15 protein-coding genes and 1 pseudogene are annotated in these 15020 nt (G+C 65.9%); 7 read left to right on the top strand and 9 right to left on the bottom strand.

From position 1 onward, the window contains the following. Positions 1–120: pseudogene (locus ROTAS13_RS26120) on the top strand (IS5/IS1182 family transposase); the annotation flags it as partial. Positions 121–641: 521 nt separating this feature from the next. On the opposite strand, the gene ROTAS13_RS08740 reads toward ROTAS13_RS26120, so the two are convergent. The 9 genes from ROTAS13_RS08740 to ROTAS13_RS08700 all read right to left on the bottom strand — a co-directional run bounded on the left by ROTAS13_RS08740 (position 642) and on the right by ROTAS13_RS08700 (position 11352). Further along, positions 642–1910 (bottom strand): nitrate/nitrite transporter, encoded by a 1269-nt coding sequence (locus ROTAS13_RS08740; protein ID WP_216348616.1) that lies wholly within the window; start codon positions 1908–1910, stop codon positions 642–644. An 11-nt stretch (positions 1911–1921) separates the two neighbouring features. Next, the gene (locus ROTAS13_RS08735) at positions 1922–2800 is read right to left on the bottom strand and encodes a peptidylprolyl isomerase (RefSeq protein ID WP_075822117.1); all 879 of its coding nucleotides are present in this window, start codon (positions 2798–2800) and stop codon (positions 1922–1924) included. Next, a complete protein-coding gene (locus tag ROTAS13_RS08730; RefSeq protein ID WP_075822116.1) occupies positions 2797–3357 on the bottom strand; it encodes a fused DSP-PTPase phosphatase/NAD kinase-like protein in 561 nt (186 codons plus the stop codon). The genes ROTAS13_RS08735 and ROTAS13_RS08730 overlap by 4 nt, the downstream gene beginning before the upstream one ends. Beyond that, positions 3357–4061: a respiratory nitrate reductase subunit gamma gene (gene narI, locus ROTAS13_RS08725; RefSeq protein WP_075822115.1), complete on the bottom strand. Its 705-nt coding sequence runs from the start codon at positions 4059–4061 to the stop codon at positions 3357–3359. The genes ROTAS13_RS08730 and narI overlap by 1 nt, the downstream gene beginning before the upstream one ends. Continuing rightward, positions 4049–4786, bottom strand: a complete 738-nt coding sequence (gene narJ / locus ROTAS13_RS08720) for a nitrate reductase molybdenum cofactor assembly chaperone (protein WP_075822114.1) — start codon at positions 4784–4786, stop codon at positions 4049–4051. The genes narI and narJ overlap by 13 nt, the downstream gene beginning before the upstream one ends. 4 nt (positions 4787–4790) lie before the next feature. Further along, positions 4791–6323, bottom strand: coding sequence for a nitrate reductase subunit beta (narH, locus tag ROTAS13_RS08715; protein ID WP_075822113.1), 1533 nt, complete (start codon positions 6321–6323; stop codon positions 4791–4793). Then, positions 6320–10066, bottom strand: a complete 3747-nt coding sequence (locus tag ROTAS13_RS08710; RefSeq protein WP_075822112.1) for a nitrate reductase subunit alpha — start codon at positions 10064–10066, stop codon at positions 6320–6322. The genes narH and ROTAS13_RS08710 overlap by 4 nt, the downstream gene beginning before the upstream one ends. Positions 10067–10201: 135 nt before the next feature. After that, complete coding sequence (locus ROTAS13_RS08705; protein WP_075822111.1) at positions 10202–10900, bottom strand: Crp/Fnr family transcriptional regulator; 699 nt, start codon at positions 10898–10900, stop codon at positions 10202–10204. Next, positions 10897–11352 (bottom strand): Rrf2 family transcriptional regulator, encoded by a 456-nt coding sequence (locus ROTAS13_RS08700; protein ID WP_075822110.1) that lies wholly within the window; start codon positions 11350–11352, stop codon positions 10897–10899. Before ROTAS13_RS08700 ends, ROTAS13_RS08705 begins: the two co-directional genes overlap by 4 nt. Positions 11353–11462: 110 nt before the next feature. On the opposite strand from ROTAS13_RS08700, the gene hmpA reads away from it, so the two are divergent. The 6 genes from hmpA to ROTAS13_RS08670 are packed head-to-tail and all read left to right on the top strand — an operon-like array spanning position 11463 to position 14615. Continuing rightward, complete coding sequence (gene hmpA / locus ROTAS13_RS08695) at positions 11463–12710, top strand: NO-inducible flavohemoprotein (protein WP_075822109.1); 1248 nt, start codon at positions 11463–11465, stop codon at positions 12708–12710. 33 nt (positions 12711–12743) lie between these two features. Further along, positions 12744–13187 (top strand): group III truncated hemoglobin, encoded by a 444-nt coding sequence (locus tag ROTAS13_RS08690; protein ID WP_075822108.1) that lies wholly within the window; start codon positions 12744–12746, stop codon positions 13185–13187. After that, entirely contained in the window at positions 13184–13513 is a 330-nt protein-coding gene (gene fdxA / locus ROTAS13_RS08685; RefSeq protein ID WP_075822107.1) for a ferredoxin FdxA, read from the top strand. The genes ROTAS13_RS08690 and fdxA overlap by 4 nt, the downstream gene beginning before the upstream one ends. A gap of 34 nt (positions 13514–13547) precedes the next feature. Next, positions 13548–13907: a carboxymuconolactone decarboxylase family protein gene (locus ROTAS13_RS08680; protein WP_075822106.1), complete on the top strand. Its 360-nt coding sequence runs from the start codon at positions 13548–13550 to the stop codon at positions 13905–13907. Next, complete coding sequence (locus ROTAS13_RS08675; protein WP_075822105.1) at positions 13904–14269, top strand: DUF488 domain-containing protein; 366 nt, start codon at positions 13904–13906, stop codon at positions 14267–14269. The genes ROTAS13_RS08680 and ROTAS13_RS08675 overlap by 4 nt, the downstream gene beginning before the upstream one ends. Beyond that, positions 14259–14615: a DUF1971 domain-containing protein gene (locus tag ROTAS13_RS08670; RefSeq protein WP_075822104.1), complete on the top strand. Its 357-nt coding sequence runs from the start codon at positions 14259–14261 to the stop codon at positions 14613–14615. Before ROTAS13_RS08675 ends, ROTAS13_RS08670 begins: the two co-directional genes overlap by 11 nt. Positions 14616–15020 lie beyond the last annotated feature (405 nt).

Raw genomic sequence — 15020 nt, 5'->3', positions numbered from 1 at the left:
TGGCTCGCCCGCTACCGACGCCTGACCATCCGCTACGAGCGCCGCGCCGACATCCACCTCGCCTTCACCACACTCGCCTGCGCCCTCGTCTGCCTCGGCCAGATTAGGCGGTTCTGTTAGGCGCTCTTATGTACCACCAGCCGGAAGCCGTCGGCATCGGCCGTGAGCACCCCGTCAGGCTCGGTCCGCCATCTGTATTGGCGCAACTCTATCCCTTCCTCCCGCCGCTTGCCGGACCTTCTTTGGGCCATTTCACGCCGGCCGATCTCGGCTGGCGTTCTCCAGACGCCGTCGCGCTTCGCATCCTTCCCTGCCCGGAGCGTTGTTACTCCTGATAGTGCAGTTGAACCAGTTGCCTGGCTCTGCAGCTCTCTCGACTTTCGCCTGGGGCCGACGCTCGTCGCCCCTTCCGTTGAGCCAGGATGACCCAGGTCGGCTCGACGAGATCGGTCTCGGTGGGGAGCTGTCGCGCCCGCATCGGCAGTAACGAAAAGAGGAGCAGCGACGGCAAGCCGCATGGCGTCGCGGGCTTTGACAATGCCGTCAGCATCATCCCAATGATGGACGAATTCCTATGGGGCAGCCCCGGAGAAGTCCATGCACTGCCCCCCAGCCACAGCGCTGCTCGGCTATTGCTCCACTCAGCCGTTGGTGGAACCCGCACGGAGCACAGGCATGCGGCGCACCTTGGTGATGTAAAGCAGGATCAGTGACACCCAGGTGATTCCGTACAGCAGCATAAAGCAGCTGGAGTTCACACCCAGCCAGTCGAGAGTGAGACCGAACAGGATCGGCAGCAGAAAGCCGCCGAGCCCACCGGCCATCCCGACGATGCCCGAGACGATGCCCATGTTCTCCGGGAAGTCATCGCTGATGTACTTGAAGGTGGACGCCATGCCGCAGGCGAAGGCGGCGCCCAGCACGAACAACAGCGCCGTTGCCAGCCAGACGGGCAGGCCGAGATGGAAGGTCGCCGTCCCGCGCACGGTATGCACCGTGAACTCGGTCTGCGGATAGGAGAGCAGGAACAGGCTGACCCAGGCTGCCCACAGCACCCACCAGGTGACGCTGTGCGCGCCGAACCGGTCCGAAAGCCAGCCGCCCACCGCCCGCAGCACGCCGCCCGGCAGCGAGAAGCAGGCGGCCAGGAGCGAGGCCTGCGCGATCGAGAGCCCGTATTCGCCGACATAGTATTGCGGCATCCAGATCGACAGCGCTGTGAAGCCGCCGAACACGATCGAGTAGTACTGGCAGTACTTCCAGACCCGACGATCGCGCAGCACGACGAGCTGCTGTCGCACTGGGACTGACCGGCCAGGGGCTGTCGTGTCCGGGGCCGACAAAAACCAGAACAGGACTGCCGTGACCAGCAAAGCCACGGCGTAGACCCGTGGCACGCTCTGCCAGCCATACTGCGCGACCAGGACGGGGGCGACGAACATGTTGATGGCCGCGCCCGCCGTGCCGGCACCGAACACGCCCATGGCGAAGCCCCGCCGCTCCTTGGGAAAGAAGCGCGCGACATAGGGCGTGCCGACTGAGAAGGAGGCACCGACCAGCCCCAGCGCCAGGCCCAGCAGCAGGAACTGCCAGAGCTGGGTGGCATCGCCGGCCAGCCAGAGCGGCACCGTGCAGGCCAGCAAGAGCAGGGTCATCACGATCCGGCCGCCGAACCGGTCCGTCCAGATGCCGAGCGGCAGGCGGAAGACCGCTCCGGTCAGCACGGGGGTCGCCGTCAGCAGCCCGAACTGCGACGCGCTCAACCCCAGCTCGCGCCGGATCGGAATGCCGATCACGCCAAACATCATCCAGATCGCAAAGCAGATCAGGAAGGCGAAGGTGCTGACCAGCAGGACGCGCAGCGACCGCGCGTTGTTCTGCGCCATCACTGTCCTGTTTCTGTCGGTCACGCCCATGCTGCTCAACCGCACCCTCCGGGAGCTGCCATGGCCGACTTGCGGCCGGGTTGCGGGCCGGCGGGCAGGTCCGCGGAGGTGCAGGAGGATCCGGCCGGCCAGGCGGAGGGCCGAGGCGGGGCGTTTTCGCCCTCGAACAGGTCGAAGCCCTGGATGCGCGCCCGGGCGGCCAGTGCCGCGATGTAGCCCTGCACGGCTTGGCGCCAGCTCGCTTCCCGGAGGAACTCGACGATGCGCCCCCGCATGACGGCAAAGGGCGGCACACGCCCGGTCTCCCGAGCCCGAACACGGATGATGTGCATGCCATAGCGGCTCTTGACCACCGTGGGGCAGACCTGGCCGGCCTGCAGCGTTGCAAGATGGCTCTCGAACTCCGGCACGGTGCTGCCCCGCTCAATCAGGCCGAGATCGCCACCCTGAGCCTTGGACGGGCAGTCCGAAAACCGCTCGGCCAGGCTGGGCAGCCGGTCCGGATCCTGGAGCACCTGGGCCAGCAGCGCCTCTGCCCGCGCCTGCGCCGCCTCCACGACGCGCACGTCTTTCGGATCGGCGGCGACCAGCAGGTGCTGCACGTGCCAGAGATCAGGCAGGCGCAGCCGCTCCTCGTTGCGGGCGTACCAGCGTTGCAGTTCCTCCTCGGTCGGCTCGGGAAGCTTCAGCTCGGCCTCCAGCAGACGGCGGATCGCCGCCTCGTCGGGCTCCTCGCCCGGCTCCGGATCGCGGTCGCTGATGCCGCGTGCGGCGGCCTCGGCCAGCAGGATCTGCCGGATTACCAGGGAGCGCGCCGCGCTTTCCCAGGCGCTGGCTGGGTCGGCTGAGTCCTGCAACTGTACCTCGAGAGCGATCAACTCCTCGGGGATCACCACCCCGTCCACTTTGATCATGGCTGCCCTCCCGGCTTGTGCCCCATCTCGTTCAGTCTGGCCTGCACCGCGGGGCTGCTGGCTTCGAGACCCGCTGCCGCCCCGTCCTCGAGTGCGATGGCCGGCGGCACACCGAGCGAGGCGCGATACAGCGCCCACATCGCTCCGGACTGGTCGATATCTGTCCCGTGCAGCAGCAAGGGCAGGTTGCTGCGGTCCGCCACGATGTCCGCGAACTGCTTCACCTGGTCGGCTGTGGGCACCCCTTGGACGGGAATGTTGACGTAGCGAATGCGGGAGAACTCAGCATGCTGCTTCTCCGAGGCCGTATGGGCGCCAGCGGCCCTGAGATCCACGACCATCGCGAAGCCGACGCGCTTGGCCTCGATCACCCCGGCATCATTGATGGGCCCGGATGTGGCGATCATCGGCGTGGCACGATGATACAACGGCAGGCGCTGCTCGCTGATCTGATCGCCGAACGGGGCCACGCCGGGCGTAGGCGCCACATCGGTGGCCGAGCCGGCCGCCATGAGCAGCACCGCCAGTGCGGGCAGCACCGCTGCCGCGCCGCGCATCACACGCCCTCCTTGGCGATGTTGGCGTTCTTGCGCACGATCTGCCAGCCCGGCCGTCCCAGGAACCAGATCGGCGCCGACCACACATGCACTAGCCGGGTGAACGGGACGAGCAGGAACAGCGTCATGCCGCAGACCAGGTGGACCTTATAGACCCAGGGCACCGCGCTAACGAGCTGGGCAGAGCCCGGCTGGAACAGCAGGATACTGCGACTCCACTCAGCCAGGACCAGCATGTACGTGCCGTCCAGGTTCATCGAGGAATCCGGTAGCGTGCTGATGCCGAGACAGAGCTGAAAGAAGATGAACAGCAGGATGAAAATATCGGTGGGCTTGCTGGTCTGGCGGATGCGCGGATCGGTGAGCCGCCGGTGGATCAGCATTCCGCCGCCGACGACGCCGAGGGCAGCCAGCGCGCCGCCGGTGACGATCGCCATGATCTGCTTGGCTTTCACTGTCAGCCCGAGCGCGTGGTAGATCTCGGGCGGCGTCAGAAGTCCCACGGTATGACCGACGAACAGGCCCAGGATGCTGATGTGGAACAGGTTGCTGCCCCAGACCAGCTGCCGCCGGCGCAGGAACTGGCTCGACTGGCTACGCCAGGAGAACTGGCTGCGATCAAACCGCGCCCAACTGCCCAGGAAGAAGCAGATCATGCAGAGATAGGGGTAGAACCCGAACAGGAATTGGTTCAGCCAATCCATGGCGCTGTCTCCTGGGTACCCGCAGGCGGGTTCGACGGACGGGAGCGAGGCGGAACATCCCGGCTGAACTGCGCGACCAGAGCGGCCGCCTTGAAACAGGCGCTGTCCGCAACCGCCGGCTCCATGAAGTTCACCGGAACTTCCTCATAGCGAGCATCCAGCGCCTCGGGCGTGTCTTCCGGCTCACCCTCGGCCAGACGGGCCTCCACCGTCTCCCGGTCGGCCCGCCGTGCGCCCAGCGCCTCGATCGCGCGGAGCACGGCGGCGTAGGGAGTGCCTCGCCGCTCCAGCCGCCCGGCCAGCAGGGACACGACCTCAGCAACCTCGCCGAGCAGGACGCGGGCCTGCGCGGGGTCGTGCAGGGAGGCGTATTCGAGGAAGACCGGCAGGAAGTCGGGCAGCTCGTCTGCCGTCATGTCGAGCCCCATGCGGCGGTAATCCTCGATCAGGTCCACCATCGCCTGTCCGCGTTCACGGGAGTCGCCGTGCACATGGCCGAACAGGTAAAGGGAGAGCGATGGCGCTGCGTCGAACAGGGCCACGTACTCACCCTGCGCGTCGAGCAGCTCGGCAGCGGCGAGCCGGTCGCAGAAGCGGAGGACCGCGTCCAGTTCGGTGGGCGGCAGGCCCGCCTCGCGCATGATGGCGGTGATCTCCGGCAGCGCACCAAGCAGTGCTTCGTCCGGGTAGAGCAGCAGTCCGGCGAGAGCCTTGCAGGCGAGCATGGCGCTACTTCCTGTCCAGCGGGAAGCGTTCGCCCCGCGTCTTCCGTGTATCCTGGCCCCACAGCATGAAGCGGCTGTTCCCTTCGGAGGTCATCTGGCCGAAATGAAAGCCGGCGATGCCGCGCTGGTCATAGGCGTTCTCCGCCACCTCCTTGTGCGCGGTCGGGATCACGAACCGGTCCTCATAGTTCGCAATCGCCATCACGCGGTACATCTCCTCCGCCTGACGCTCGGTCAGCCCCACCGCATCGAGGGCGGTGGTGTCGCGGACATCCTCGATGCTGCGGCGGCGCATGTAGGCGCGCAGCGCCAACAGCTTGCGCAGCGTGAGGCGGATCGGCTCCTCCTTGCCGGCCGTCAGCAGGTTAGCGAGGTAGCGGACGGGAATGCGCAGGCTGTCCACGTCGGGAATGCCGTCCAACGTGCCGAGTGCCCCCGCATCCGCGGCCTCCTGGATTGGGGAGAGCGGCGGGATGTACCAGACCATCGGAACGGTCCGATATTCCGGGTGCAGCGGAAAGGCGACCTTCCAGTCGCAGGCCATCTTGTAGACGGGCGAGCGCTGCGCGGCCTCGATCCAGCTGTCCGGCACGCCGTCCTTCTGCGCCTGGGCGATCACGGCGGGGTCATGCGGGTCCAGGAAGATATCGAGCTGCGCCTGATAGCAATCCTGCACGTCGGGCTGGGATGCGACCTCCAGGATCCGGTCGGCATCATACAGCATCACGCCGAGATAGCGGATGCGGCCGACGCAGGTCTCGGAACATACGGTCGGCTGCCCACTCTCGATACGCGGGTAGCAGAAAATGCACTTCTCCGACTTCCCGGTGTGCCAGTTATAGTAGACTTTCTTGTAGGGGCAGCCTGTGACGCACATGCGCCAGCCCCGGCACTTCTCCTGGTCGATCAGGACGATGCCGTCCTCCTCCCGCTTGTAGATCGCTCCGGAAGGACAGGCTGCCAGGCAGGTCGGGTTCAGGCAGTGCTCGCACAGGCGCGGCAGGAACATCAGGAAGCTGTTCTCGAACTCCCCATAGATCGCCTTCTCGACATCCTTGAAATTGTAGTCCTGGGCGCGCTTGCGGAACTCGGTGCCGAGGGATTCTTCCCAGTTCGGTCCCCAACGCACCTTCTCCATGCGCTCGCCCGTGATGATGGAAACCGGCTGCGCCGTCGGCGCTGCCTCGCTCTCCGGCACCCCATGGATATAGGAGTACTCGTAGTCGAAGGGTTCGTAGTAGTCGTCGATCTCCGGCAGCTCCGGGTTGGCGAAGATCTTCGACAGGATGCGCCACTTACCGCCGGTCTTGGGCCGCAGAGTGCCGCCCTTGCCCAAGACCCAACCGCCGCGCCAGCGTTCCTGGTTCTCCCAATCCTTGGGGTAACCGATGCCTGGCTTGCTCTCGACATTGTTCCACCAGGCGTATTCGATACCCTGGCGGGTGGTCCAGACCTGCTTGCAGGTGACGCTGCAGGTGTGACAGCCGATGCACTTGTCGAGGTTCAGGACCTTGCCGATCTGCGCACGGATCTTCATGCCCGGTGTCCCTCGAGGCGGGTGGATTCCTCGGCTTTCATGATGGGCCGCTTCTCTGAAAGAGGCCGGTCGAGCCAATCGACCTTCACCATCTTGCGCAGGATGATGAACTCGTCCCGGTTCGACCCGACCGTGCCGTAGTAGTTGAAGCCGTAGGAAAGCTGGGCATAGCCGCCGATCATGTGCGTGGGCTTCAGCACCACGCGCGTCACAGAGTTGTGGATGCCGCCACGGTTCTGCGTCACTTCGCTGCCCGGCACGTTCGCGGTGCGCTCGGCGGCGTGGTACATGAAGGCGGCACCCTGCGGGATGCGCTGGCTGACGACGGCACGCGCGACCAGGGCGCCGTTGCGGTTGAACGCCTCGATCCAGTCATTGTCCTCGATGCCGGCCGCAGCCGCGTCTCGCTCGCTGATCCAGACGATCGGACCACCGCGGGCCAGTGTCAGCATGATCAGGTTCTCGGTATAGGTGCTGTGGATCCCCCACTTCTGGTGCGGCGTCAGGAAGTTCAGCACCAGCGGCGGATTGCCGTTGTCGTGCAGGCGCGCCAGATCCTCGCTGGCCGAGCGCGTGTCGATGGGCGGCCGGTAGGTTACGAAGCCCTCGCCGAAGTCGCGCATCCAGGGATGGTCCTGGTAGAGCTGCATGCGCCCGGTGAGGGTGCGCCAGGGGATCAACTCGTGCACGTTGGTCCAGCCGGCGTTGTAGCAGATCTCATGGCTCTCGATGCCCGACCACACGGGGGAAGTCAGGATCGGGCGCGGCTGCGCCGCGATGTCGCGGAACTCGATCTTCTCGTCCACGCGACGAGCAATCAGATGCGTATGGTCCCGCCCTGTCACTTTGGACAGGGCCTGCCAGGCCTTCAGTGCGACATGGCCGTTGGTTTCGGGTGCGAGCGACAGCACCGTCTCGATGGCGTCCAGGTCATCGCGCAGGCGCGGCCGGTCGTCGGCAACGGGTGGGTTGACGTGCCGAAGGCGCGCCACCTCCTCCTTCGTATCCCAGACCATGCCCTTGGTGCCGTTGCCGCGTTCCTCGAGCAGCGGTCCCACACTGATGAAGCGTTCATACGTGGCGGTGTAGTCGCGCGGCACGACGGTGATGGCCGGCATGGTACGACCTGGCACACCTTGGGATTTCCCGCGGCGCCAGTCCTCCCCGCCATAGGGTTGCGACAGCTCGGAGGGCGTGTCCTTGAGGGTGGGCGTCAGCACCACGTCCTCCGCCACGCCCAGTTCTTCGGGCGCGAGGCGTTGGAAGGCCTTCGCGATCTCGCGGAAGATCGCCCAGTCCGTGCGGCTCCCCCATACCGGGTCCACAGCCGCCTGAAGCGGGTGGATGAAGGGGTGCATGTCCGAGGTGTTGAGGTCGGCCTTCTCGTACCATGTGGCCGTGGGCAGCACGACGTCACTGAACAGCGTGGTGGTGTTCATGCGGAAGTCAATCGTGACCAGCAGGTCGAGCTTGCCCTCCGGTGCCACATCGTGGCGCACGACCTCCTCGGGGCGCTGGTCACTCTCCTCGTTCAGCACGTTGTTGCGGGCACCTAACAGGTGCTTGAGGAAGTATTCGTGCCCCTTGCCGCTGGCGCCCAGCAGATTCGAGCGCCAGACGAACAGGTTGCGGGGCCAGTTCTGCGGTGCGTCCGGATCCTCGCAGGCCATTTGCAGCGTGCCGGCGTTCAGGCCCTCCGCGACATAGCTCGCCGGGTCCTTTCCGGCCTCGCGAGCATCGCGCGCGACCTGCAACGGATTCCGCGCCAGCTGTGGCGAACTCGGCAGCCATCCCATCCGCTCTGCCCGCACGTTGCAGTCGATCATGGTGCCGGACCAGCGGGATGGGTCGGCAAGCGGAGAAATCTGTTCGCGCAACTCCATCCGCTCATACCGCCACTGGTCGGTGTGGGCGTAGAAATAGCTGGTCCCATTCATCTGACGGGGCGGTCGCACCCAGTCGGACGCGAAGGCCACCGGCAGCCACCCTGCCTGTGGCCGGAGCTTCTCCTGCCCGACGTAGTGCGCCCACCCGCCACCGGACTGGCCGATGCAGCCGCACAGGGTCAGCATCGCCATGATAGCCCGGTACGACATGTCCATGTGATACCAGTGGTTCAGACCGGCCCCGAGAATCACCATGGAGCGGCCGTTCGTGGCCTCGGCATTGGCCGCGAAACCGCGCGCGACGGCGATGCAGCGGTCGCGTGGTACGCCGGTGATCCGTTCCTGCCAGGCCGGGGTGCCGGGCACGTCGTCGTCGAAGCTGGTTGCCGCGTCGCGACCAAGGCCACGGCCGACGCCATAGCTGCCCAGCATTAGATCGAACACGGTCGCCACCTGGACCTGGCTGCCGTCCTTCAACGTCAGCGTGCGCACCGGCACACGGCGGTGCTGGACGGGTGCGTGGTCGGTCAGGCCGAAGCGGCCGGCATTGCCGAAATACGGAAAGGAAACGGTAGCAATTTCACCGCCCTCCGCCAGCAGGGACAGCTGCGGCAGGATCTCGTGCCCGTCACCGCCATCCCTGGGCTCCAGGTTCCACTTCCCCTGCTCGCCCCAGCGAAAACCCGCCGTGCCCTGCGGAGCCACCACCCGGCCTGTGGTCTCGTCAACCACAACCGGCTTCCAGTCGGGATTGTTCGGCTGGCCGAGCGCGTCGGGGAAGTCGGCAGCACGGAGCATGCGGCCAGCAACCACCCCTTCCTGCCGTTTCTCCAACATCACCAGGAAGGGCAGGTCCGAGTACTTGCGAACGTAGTCCTGGAAATAGGGAACCTGCCGGTCGACGAAGAACTCCTTCAGGATTACGTGGCCCATGGCCAGCGCGAGCGCCGCGTCGGTGCCCTGTTTCGGGTGCAGCCACAGATCAGCGAAGCGCGCGACCTCAATGAAGTCGGGGGCGATCACCACGCTCTTGGCGCCGCGATAGCGGGATTCCGTGTAGAAATGAGCGTCCGGCGTCCGTGTCAGCGACACGTTGGAGCCCCAGAGCAGCAAATAGCCGGAATTGTACCAGTCGGCGCTCTCGGGTACGTCCGTCTGCTCGCCGAAGGTCTGCGGCGAGGAGGGCGGCAGGTCGCAGTACCAGTCATAGAACGAGAGGCAGGTGCCTCCGATCAGGCTGAGATAGCGCGTACCGGCGGCGTAGCTGATCATCGACATGGCCGGGATCGGCGAGAAGCCGACCACGCGGTCAGGGCCCCACTGCTTGATCGTGTGGATGTTGGCGGCCGCGATCAGCTCGTTGACCTCGTCCCAGTCAGCACGGACGAAGCCGCCAAGGCCACGCACCCGCTGGTAATCGTGCCGCTTCGCCGTGTCATCCTGGATGGATTTCCACGCCGCCACCGGTGGCAGCGTCTTGCGCGCTTCCCGCCACATCGCCAGAAGGCGTCCACGCACGAGCGGGTACTTGATGCGGTTGCTGCTGTAGAGATACCAGGAGTAGCTGGCCCCGCGCGGGCAGCCGCGCGGCTCATGGTTCGGCAGGTCCGGCCGGGTCCGCGGATAGTCGGTCTGCTGCGTTTCCCAGGTCACCAGCCCGTTCTTGACGTAGATCTTCCAGCTGCAGCTGCCGGTGCAGTTCACACCGTGCGTGGAACGGACGATCTTCTCGCTCTGCCAGCGGGAGCGGTAGTTGTCCTCCCACGCCCGGTTCTCATCCGTGACCACGCCGTGGCCTTCAGCGAAGGTGCCCTTGTATTTCCGGAAGAACAGAAGCCGATCGACGAACTGGCTCAACGGTGTGGCCCCCCAGCCTATGTCTGGCCCCAGACAGGTTGGGAGGAATTATGCCCCGGATGACTCATGCTCTCTTTGCGTTAGCGCAAACGCGCGGAAGAACAGCTGTCGGCAACCGGTGCAGGGTGTTTTCGGTCAGCCACCCTCTCTGGCGATCCGTTCCAGCTGCTGGCGGTTGCACAGCACAACGCGAAGCCGTCCTGTCACAACAAGGCCTCGCGCCGCCCAGTCCCGCAACACACGACTGACGACATAGAGATCGGTGCCTACGATTTCGGCAATATCCTGGCGGGAGAGCGGATAACCGATCTCAATTCCCTCGGGTGCTGCCCGGCCGGTCTGGTCGGCGAGGCGCAGAAGGGCTCTGGCGACTCGCTGCTCGACCTGTTCGGTGGCCATCTCCCCGAGGCGGTGAACCAGTTCCTCGGTGCGTGCGCCGACGTAGTCGAGGGCATTGGCCCTGATCGCGGGATATCGCTCCATCAGTTCATTGGTCCGCGCGGCGGCCCAGGACAACAGGATGCAGTCAGTCACCGCTGTTGCGGTGGCTGGAAAAGGAATCTGCCGAAACACCGCGACAGCGCCGACGAGATCGCCCGGTCCCAGCATGTGAATGGTGGCGGGATCGCCGCCAGCCCGCATCTGCCACACCTTGACGATCCCTTTGCCGAGAACAATGAGCTCCTTCGGCGCATCTCCCTGATGAAAGAGCACCGTTTTCGCGGGTAGCATCCGCAGATTGACGGCCTGAAGCACGTCATCGAGCGATGACGGCGGCAGGCCAGCAAAGAGCGGGCTCTGGGCCAGCAATTCGCGGACACCGGACTCGCTCATAGTCTTGCTGCTCCCTCGGGCGCCGGCAGGCCAAGGCGGCCCGCGAGAGCGGCGCCGCGTGACCGGACCAGGTCCGCCAGCGTGTAGCGGTCGAGCACGAGGAGGAAGGCCTGCAGCGCCTCTGCCAGTGCTCGCTGCAGCTCACATACGCCGGCTATGGGGCAGCACCCACCGCCAAAGCACTCGACGATGGCAAGGTCTTCCTCCGTCTGGCGCACCACTTGGCCCAACCCGATCTCCTCCGGCCTTCGTCCCAGGCGCAAGCCGCCGTGCCGCCCCCGGGTCGTCTGCACCAACCCAAGCTGACCGAGCCGGTGCACGACCTTGGTGAGATGATGCTCCGATATGGCGTAGGCACTGGCGATCTCCGCGATAGAGCTGTTCTCCCCATCCCGGAGGCAAAGGAACATCAGCGTCCGCAGGCTGTAGTCGGTGAAGCGCGTCAAGCGCATGGCTGACCCTCTCCTAGCCAGCATCAGAGAAGGTGTAAACGACTTGCACCTTTTCTGGCCCGGTCTTTAGATGCATCTGTTATACACCTATCGAGAACTGGACGCGACCGATGCCCAACCCGCTCTCCGCTTCCACCATCGCTGCCGTGAAGGCGACCGTGCCGGCGCTGGAGGCGCACGGGCTGGCGATCACCCGCCGCATGTACGAGCGCATGTTCCAGAACCCGGCGATTCGCGAGCTGTTCAACCAGTCCCACCATGGCGAGACTGGCTCGCAACCCAAGGCCCTGGCCGGCGCGGTGCTGGCTTATGCCCGCAACATCGATAATCTCGGCGTGCTCGGCGGCGCGGTGGAGCGGATCGCGCAGAAGCACGTGGCACTGAACATCCTGCCCGAGCACTACCCGTTCGTGGCGGAAGCGTTGCTGGCCGCCATCAAGGATGTCCTCGGTGACGCCGCAACGGACGAAATCCTGGCCGCCTGGGGCGAGGCTTACTGGTTCCTGGCCGAGCTGCTGATCGGCCGCGAAGCGACGATCTACCGGGATCTGGCCAGCGCCCCCGGCGGCTGGAACGGCTGGCGCGACTTCGAGGTAGAGAGCGTCACCGACGAGAGCGCGATCATTCGGTCCTTCGTGCTGGTGCCGGTGGATGGCGGCAAGGTCGTGCCGCACAAGCCCGGCCAGTATCTCGGCTTCGCGCTCGACCTGCCCGGGGTGGGCGCGCTCCGGCGCAACTACTCCATTTCCTGCGCGCCGAACGACCGCGCCTATCGCATCACCGTCAAGCGCGAGGCGGCACCCGCCCTGCCGGCCGGACGGGCCTCGAACTGGCTGCACGACCATGCCGGCCCCGGCACGGTCCTGAAGGTGGCGCCGCCCGCGGGCGATTTCTTCCTCGATGAGGCAGGACAGGGTCCGGTTGTCCTGGTCAGCGGCGGCGTCGGCCTCACGCCGATGGTGAGCATGCTCGGCGTTCTCGCCGCGAAGCAGCCGCAACGGCCGGCCTGGTACGTGCATGGCGCCCTGAACGGCCGTGTGCATGCCCTGCGCAACGAGGTTCGCGATCTCGTCGCCGCCAGCCCGGGCAGCAACAGCCGGATCTTCTACGCCGAGCCGCTCGACACCGACCGGCAGGGCGTGGATTACGATGAGCAGGGACTGATCACCGCCGACTGGCTAGCCGCGAACACGCCCATCGACACGGCCACCTACTATCTTTGCGGCCCCAAGCCCTTCCTGCGCGACATCACCCGTGGGCTTGCCCGTCACGGCGTGCCCGGCGAGCGGATCCGCTACGAGTTCTTTGGCCCGGCGGATGAGCTGTTGGACGCACCGGAGCGGCAAGTCGCGGCCTGATAGCCCCCGAGACTGAGCCGAGAAGACGGAGTCATGGACGTGGAGATCACGCTGCAGCCGAGCGAGGACGATATTCGTCGGCTGGTCGCCGCGTTCTATGCACGGGTGCGCCACGACGCCCTGCTGGGCCCGGTCTTCGCCGGAGCCATCGGCGACGGTGAGGCCGCATGGGAACGCCATCTTGCGCGCCTGTGCGACTTCTGGTCCTCCGTGATGCTGAAGAGCGGCCGGTATCATGGCGACCCTTTCTCGGTGCATCTCCGGCTTTCAACGATCAGCCCCGCCATGTTCGATCGCTGGCTGGCTCTGTTCGGCGAAACCTGTGCCGAGCTGTTTGCACCTCCCCTCGCCGGGGCCTTTTGCGAGCGGGCCGAGCGCATCGCCCGAAGCCTGCGCATGGGCCTGTTCGAGCGGTTGCCGGCGCCGCGCCCCGTGCCGGCGAAAGATGCCAAGCTGAACCTGCGGAGGCTGGCATGACCTATGTCGTCACCGAGAACTGCATCAAGTGCAAGTACATGGACTGCGTGGAGGTCTGTCCGGTGGACTGCTTCTACGTCGGCGAGAACATGCTCGTGATCCATCCGGACGAATGCATCGACTGCGGCGTGTGCGAGCCGGAGTGCCCGGCCGAGGCGATCGTCTCGGACAGCGACGACCGCGCGAATGGCTGGGCCGAGCAGAACCGCACCTTTGCGGCACAGTGGCCCAACATCACCCGTAAGGGCGAGCCGCCGCCGGATGCCGATACGTGGAAGGACAAGCCGGGCAAGGAAGACCTGTTCTCTCCCAAGCCGGGCACATGACCTGATCTTAAGCAGCACCGAGGAGGAAGAATCCATGACGGACGCGATGTATCCGGCGGCGACGCGAGAGACAGCACAGAAGCGGCGCGAACTCGCACCGGAGACCCAGGCTGCCTTCGACGCCTTTAGCCGCCAAGCCTTCGCCGAGGGGGCTCTCTCGGCGAAGATGAAGCAGATCGTCGCCGTTGCCGTGGCGCATGCGACCCAGTGTCCCTACTGCATCAAAGGCCACACCAAGGCAGCCCTCCGGGCTGGTGCGACGCGAGAGGAGCTGATGGAGGCGATCTGGGTCGCGACCGAGATGCGGGCAGGCGGAGCCTACGCGCACTCGATCCTCGCGCTCACCACCTTCGAGGAAGAGGAGGCGAAGCAGAAAGGGCCCTCGGGAGGATGAGCGAGGTCAGGGTCAAGCGGGCCTATGATCCACCGGCTGTCGACGACGGATTTCGTGTGCTGGTGGACGGGCTATGGCCGCGGGGCCTGACACGGGACGCGGCGCAGGTTGACCTCTGGCTCAAGGAAGCCGCGCCGAGCGCCAGCCTGCGGCGCTGGTTCGATCATGACCCGGCGAAATGGCAGGGGTTTCAGGATCGCTACCAGGCGGAACTGGTGGGCAATGCGGCGTTGGACGAACTGCGCGCATTGGTCGAGGGCGGCAGGCGCGTCACCCTGCTGTTCGGAGCGAAAGACACGGAGCACAACAACGCGATGGTGCTGCAAGCCATCTGCGAGCGAGGTCTGCGAGATGCGCGATGACATCAGCGGGCCGGCAGCCCGTGCCGCACTGCCGCCGAACTGCGAGCCGTACCGGAGCACCCCCGTGTTCACGGAGGCGACGGTCCCGCCCGGGCTCCTCCGGGAGCACCGCACCGCGCCGGGCACCTGGGCGTTGATCTGCGTGCTGGAGGGCCGATTGCTGTACCGGGTGCTCGACCCGCCGTCCGAGCGCCTGCTTGATCCCTCAACCGCTCCAGGCCTGGTTGAGCCGGGTGTGCCGCACGAGGCCGCCCCGCTCGGGCCGGTGCGGTTCCAGGTCGTGTTCCACCGCATGGCAGGAATACAAGGCGGAGATGCCGCTGCTTCACCAAAGTTGGAAGAATAGTGTGTGCTGCAGTCCAGTCCCTCGGCCGGAACCACGACAGACCTGGATAATTCCGAAGCAGGTCCGGGCCCGCCCCTTCGCGCTGATCTGGATTCGGATAGTGCTCGCCTTCCTGACCTGCGAGCCCGTGAAGCTGGCCTCCCTGGCGACCGGAATGACGACGTCGGCGGTCACGCACCATCGGGCGGACGGGAGAGGCGGCTATGAATGATGTGACGATCGCCCGCGCGCTGCACATGCTGGCCATCGTGCTCTGGATTGGCGGCGTTGGCCTGGTGACTGGGATTGACCCGGTTTGGTGGACACCCTGAAGCTTTCGCCAGAGGTGTTCCTGATGCCCAAGACGCATCCGCCGTACTCGCCTGAGTTCCGCCGTCAGATGGTTGATTTGGTCCGTGCCGGACG

This window comes from Roseomonas sp. TAS13 (assembly GCF_001950415.1).
Taxonomy (GTDB): domain Bacteria; phylum Pseudomonadota; class Alphaproteobacteria; order Acetobacterales; family Acetobacteraceae; genus Roseomonas; species Roseomonas mucosa.
This window is presented reverse-complemented; position numbering and strand designations above follow the sequence as displayed.

Excerpts from the sequence above, each read along its gene's own strand:
- ROTAS13_RS08735 (WP_075822117.1), bottom strand. The coding sequence starts at position 2,800 with ATGATCAAAGTGGACGGGGTGGTGATCCCCGAGGAGTTGATCGCTCTC.
- ROTAS13_RS08730 (WP_075822116.1), bottom strand. The coding sequence starts at position 3,357 with ATGCGCGGCGCGGCAGCGGTGCTGCCCGCACTGGCGGTGCTGCTCATG.
- narI (WP_075822115.1), bottom strand. The coding sequence starts at position 4,061 with ATGGATTGGCTGAACCAATTCCTGTTCGGGTTCTACCCCTATCTCTGC.
- narJ (WP_075822114.1), bottom strand. The coding sequence starts at position 4,786 with ATGCTCGCCTGCAAGGCTCTCGCCGGACTGCTGCTCTACCCGGACGAA.
- narH (WP_075822113.1), bottom strand. The coding sequence starts at position 6,323 with ATGAAGATCCGTGCGCAGATCGGCAAGGTCCTGAACCTCGACAAGTGC.
- ROTAS13_RS08705 (WP_075822111.1), bottom strand. The coding sequence starts at position 10,900 with ATGAGCGAGTCCGGTGTCCGCGAATTGCTGGCCCAGAGCCCGCTCTTT.
- ROTAS13_RS08700 (WP_075822110.1), bottom strand. The coding sequence starts at position 11,352 with ATGCGCTTGACGCGCTTCACCGACTACAGCCTGCGGACGCTGATGTTC.
- hmpA (WP_075822109.1), top strand. The coding sequence starts at position 11,463 with ATGCCCAACCCGCTCTCCGCTTCCACCATCGCTGCCGTGAAGGCGACC.
- ROTAS13_RS08690 (WP_075822108.1), top strand. The coding sequence starts at position 12,744 with ATGGACGTGGAGATCACGCTGCAGCCGAGCGAGGACGATATTCGTCGG.
- fdxA (WP_075822107.1), top strand. The coding sequence starts at position 13,184 with ATGACCTATGTCGTCACCGAGAACTGCATCAAGTGCAAGTACATGGAC.
- ROTAS13_RS08680 (WP_075822106.1), top strand. The coding sequence starts at position 13,548 with ATGACGGACGCGATGTATCCGGCGGCGACGCGAGAGACAGCACAGAAG.
- ROTAS13_RS08675 (WP_075822105.1), top strand. The coding sequence starts at position 13,904 with ATGAGCGAGGTCAGGGTCAAGCGGGCCTATGATCCACCGGCTGTCGAC.
- ROTAS13_RS08670 (WP_075822104.1), top strand. The coding sequence starts at position 14,259 with ATGCGCGATGACATCAGCGGGCCGGCAGCCCGTGCCGCACTGCCGCCG.